4 protein-coding genes are annotated in these 2,494 nt (G+C 59.9%); all 4 read right to left on the bottom strand.

Annotation, left to right across the window (positions count from 1 at the left end):
* Positions 1-492: hypothetical protein (locus ACPLUI_RS13815; RefSeq protein WP_424660826.1), on the bottom strand; the 492-nt coding region annotated here is incomplete at its 3' end.
* Positions 493-550: 58 nt separating this feature from the next.
* Positions 551-715 carry a hypothetical protein gene (locus ACPLUI_RS13810; RefSeq protein ID WP_424660825.1) on the bottom strand — a complete coding sequence of 55 codons (165 nt, stop codon included), beginning with the start codon at positions 713-715 and terminating at the stop codon, positions 551-553.
* Positions 716-812: 97 nt separating this feature from the next.
* Entirely contained in the window at positions 813-1,550 is a 738-nt protein-coding gene (locus ACPLUI_RS13805) for a hypothetical protein (RefSeq protein WP_424660824.1), read from the bottom strand.
* Positions 1,551-1,928: 378 nt separating this feature from the next.
* On the bottom strand, positions 1,929-2,258 hold the full coding sequence (locus ACPLUI_RS13800; RefSeq protein WP_424660823.1) for a hypothetical protein: 330 nt from the start codon (positions 2,256-2,258) through the stop codon (positions 1,929-1,931).
* Positions 2,259-2,494: the final 236 nt, after the last annotated feature.

Below are 2,494 nucleotides of genomic sequence, written 5' to 3'. Positions count from 1 at the left end.
CCCGGCTACCTCCTGGTACTCCTCGAAGATCTCTTCGACGTCCTTCCCCGGTATGTACTCGTCAGGGAGCCTCAGCGACAGCCTTATCCTGTACCTGCCCACGTCCAGCGGCATCGGGCCCGGCCCGTCGATACCGCGCCGGTCGAGCCCCAGCCTCGCCAGGACGTCCGCCTTCTGGGCGTCACTCAGGTGGTGAAAGGGAGCGAACGACCTGCACGCTTCCCTCTTGATATACCGCCCGCGGCCTTCCAGCGCCGACCTCACGGTTGCGATATTCTCGGCGTGGACCACGTACTCCAGGTCGTAGTGCAGGGCGTCCTCCTCCAGGGCGTAGTAAGACGTGCTGCGGCCCATCCTTATGTCGTAGCGGTACAGCTGTTCCGGAGAGACAGGGTGCGCGACCGGACACGGCATGCTTTCCAGGCAGCGCAGCCTCTCCTGCAGGTCTCTGTAGACAGTATCTTCTTTTTTACGGAGTTCGGTCTGTTTCAATATCCTGGACGCTACCACACCGGGAGTGTACAGGTTGCAGGACGAAGTTTTGATTGTTTTAGGCTTTGAGGACTTCGGGGATCTTGAAGGCTTCGAGGACTTTGAAGATTTCGAGGACTTTGAGGGCTTTGGGGTTCCGGTCAAAGTCTGTCTGCACCTGGAGGGCCAGCTCACTGCCACCACCCCTTTTTGGTGTTACAGGTGTTACACCCTTGATTTTCAAGGCTTCCGGGCTTTAGAGAAGGTGTTACAGAGGTGTTACAATGGTGTTACATGGTGTTACAAGGTGTTACACCTTTAATTTCCAGAACTTCCGGGTATTACATGACGCCGCATTGCTCTCTCGCGAGTTCCGCAAAGTGGTATTCGGCAGCCGGCACGGCCTGTTTCAGTTCCTCTACGACCTCGTACATCCGCCTCACCACGGGACCCACGCGCACGAGAACGGAAAACTTGTTGTCGCCGTTTGTTTTTAACCAGCCCCTGGCCTTCCAGTAGCTCAGGACTGAACAGCGTTCCTGCCGGTTCCTCACTCCCACCTGGTTCAGGAAAGCCGAGAATATGTAGGGCAAGACCTTGATCCGCCGGGACTTTTCGTCCTCCTCGATGATCCCGTATACGCCGGAGTCAAAACTGCCGATGTTCGCATCCACCCATGTTAGAAACTGCTGGTAGACCGAAATAGCTCCGGGGTCAGTATCGTCATCATCACTAACTACCCACTGGTTGGCTGCCAATTCATGCCACTTGCGGGCAATCAGATGGTCCAGGTACTCTACAAGAGGCTTGTAGTCCACCCACGCCCCGGCGTCCACTACGGCCCTGGCGATCCCGACCGCGCCCATCTCGGCAGGTACCCGCATTTGTACGCCGCCCAACAGCCCGCCTAACTCGACCACGTAGTACCTCCGCCCGCGCTCCTTGTCGACTTCCATTGCTACCACGTCCACCGGCACGGTGCAGAATACCTTGCTGCTCTCCAGGCCCGTCTCCTCGTCTACTGTGATCACCCGGCACCCGCGCTCGTCCACCACCACGTTCTCCATACTGATGGCCATCTCACTCACCCCCATTGACATCTAAAAGGGCTGGAACCGCACTTCCAGGGGCCCGGCAGGGTGCTCCAGTGACTGTTGCGTTTTTGCCTGAACTCTGGTATAATTAATTTGTTAGCTGTTTATTCAATTGTCAAGGATCGCTTCTCTTCACACCGTACAAAAAACTCAATATCATTACACTATGGTAATTATACCTCACCCAAAAGTAACAGTCAAGAGGCGTCTGTTACTTTTGGGTGAATTTTTTCTGCCCTGCATGCCCGTCCCTACCCGGCGCGGCAGCCACCGGCTTCAGCCGCGGGGAGGCCCAGCGGGCGGCTGCCCCGCACCTGTGTGCAACTCGTCCGCAGAGGTTGCATACCGGCGTTCGGCCCGGAGCTAGCAGGCCTCGCCTTCCCTGTCCGCTGCACCTCCTTGCGGCGTGCCTCCCAGACCGCTTTCCGGGAGCAGCACCACCACCATGCGCCTGGTCCGCCCGCTGAACCGCACCGGGCGGAGCCTGCTCCGGCTCCCCACCAGCAGCTTCCCGCTCTCCTCCAGCGCCAGCAGCAGGTGCTCCAGGGTCGTGCCCTGCCGCCGCGCAAACCTCCCGGCCACCTCGGGCACCACCGCAACGTAATGCTGCCCGCTCTCCTCCCTCCCGAAGCGGCCCCACCTGCCGCCGCCGCTGCCGCGGAACTTCTCAGCGTTGTCCTCGACGAACGCCACAAACTCGGCGTACAGGTCCGCCCCGGCCTCGACCACCTGGATGCCGTCCCAGTTCGCGCGCAGGAAGTCCGCCACGTACTCGGCCAGCATGTTGTCATGCTCCACCAGCACGCCCATGTCCCTGACGGCGGCCGCGACCGGTCTCCCCTTCAGCGAGGCGGGTACCGCCGCGGAGTGCCACCTGCCGCACGCGTGCGCGGTCACCTGCAAAAAGACTTTCTTCCGCTCGAGGTCGA

The sequence above is a fragment of the Desulfofundulus sp. genome, from assembly GCF_049701015.1.
Classification (GTDB): Bacteria; Bacillota; Desulfotomaculia; order Desulfotomaculales; family Desulfovirgulaceae; genus Desulfofundulus.
The sequence above is the reverse complement of the archived record's forward strand: the minus strand, read 5'-3'. Positions and strand labels throughout refer to the sequence as shown.

Excerpts from the sequence above, each read along its gene's own strand:
- ACPLUI_RS13805 (WP_424660824.1), bottom strand. The coding sequence starts at position 1,550 with ATGGCCATCAGTATGGAGAACGTGGTGGTGGACGAGCGCGGGTGCCGG.